The 1,619-nt window shown below is 74.7% G+C and carries 1 protein-coding gene; it reads right to left on the reverse strand.

Annotated elements, in window-relative coordinates:
• On the reverse strand, positions 1-1,619 hold a 1,619-nt coding region (locus AC5RV2_RS17825; RefSeq protein ID WP_494093432.1), incomplete at both ends, for a helicase-associated domain-containing protein.

Consider the following 1,619-nt stretch of genomic DNA (forward strand, 5'->3'; position numbering starts at 1 on the left):
AACGCCGCTGCTCCGCAGCATCGCCAGCTGGGCATCGGTGTCCTCGGCGCTGAGTTCCCAGGGGTTCGTCCTGACTGGGAACGACGACGGCGCGCGGCCGGCCTGCGCCGCCGCGGCACCGTCGGTCGGGGTGCTGTCAGCGGAAGTGCTGCCGCCGCGGCTGCCTGCCCCGCCGCCCAGGGCCACGCCGTCGTCGGCCTCCGGAGCCGGCGCATAACCGAGCTGGCGCAGGGAGGCGAGCAGGTCGCGGGAACCGGCCCGCGACACCAGCACGGTAGGGGCCAGCCGGCGCAGGCCCAGGCGGGCCGTGCGCGGGTCGGCGAGGAGGTCCGTCAGGGCATCTTCGTCGTCGCTGCGCAGGAAACCCGCGGCCGATCCCACCCGCAGCGCGCCGTGCCGGGAAGCGGTGTCCTCCACCAGGTACTCCAGCGGCTGCGGCACGCCGGTGGCCGAATGCCGGGTCAGGAAGCCGAGGATTCCGGCGGCATCCCGGCCGGCGTCCAGGGCGCGCCTGATGCTGTCGGCCGAGAAGCGGTAGATGGCCGCCGGGCCCTGGCCTTCGGCGTCGGACAGCAGGGACAGGTCGGCGGCGATATCCGGGGCCAGATACCCGGGAGCAACGGCCGTCAGGTCCGCCTGCAGCATGAATTGGTCCAGCGGTGCCGGCAGCTGCTCCGCCAGCAGCGCGGCGGCGTCGGCCAGCCGGTCCTGGGCCGTGGCCCGCCCCAGATCGGTCAGCGCGCCGGAGCCGGTGAGACCCAGCCGCGCGGCCTCGGTCAGGATGCCCGGGACCAGCCGCTTGAACCGGCGCTGCTGCCGGGGCCGCCGCCAGACCAGGTAGGCGGTAACCGCTTCCGGCGAGGGCGCCGGCGTGCTGCCGCTGGTCGCTCCACCCTGCTCCGGGGGGCCCTGTCCCGCTTGTCCGACGGCGGAATCAGCCGCATCCTCCGCGGTGCCGTGCCCCGCTTGGCCGCCGGCGGGATCGGCCGCAGCGCAGAGTTCGTCCAGTGCCTCGAGCACGTGGCGCCGGACTGCGGGTGCGTCGGGCCGCGATGCCTCGGCTGCCAGCGCATTGATGGCGGTGTCCGATGGCGTCCGCCCGCCCACCAATGACGGCGCCCGGTCCAGTTGCAGCCAGGACGCGACCAGCAGCTGCCATTGGTCCCGGCGCTCCAGGGAGCCGAACGTGGCACTCGCAGGGACCACCCAGCGGGAGGTATCCACGTCCAGGACGACCAGGCCGGCGGCGGCGGACAGCTCCAGCAGCCAGCTGGTCATGCCCGGTTCGATCCGCAACGCCTCGGCCAGCCGCCGGACTTCGCGGACCCCCACGCCGCCGGCCCGCAGGGTGGCCACCGGGCCCCGGCGTATCTGTTCCAACAGTTCGGTGACCAGCCGCAGCGTCTCGGCCGCGGCGGAGAAGGCCGCGTTGTCACGCAGCGAATTCCGAACCAGCCGGGCTGCAACCTCCGGCGGCCGCGTGTGCCAAGGGTCAGCCATGGCGCCGCCGCGCACCGCCAGGCCCACCGGCCGGGGGAGCTCCACGTGCGATGCGTCGATGGGCACCAGCAGCGCGTGGGCGGCCAGCCAGTCGATGGGCGAGGCGGTGTCGAGCGGGG

The organism is Arthrobacter sp. Y3225116, from assembly GCF_059091245.1.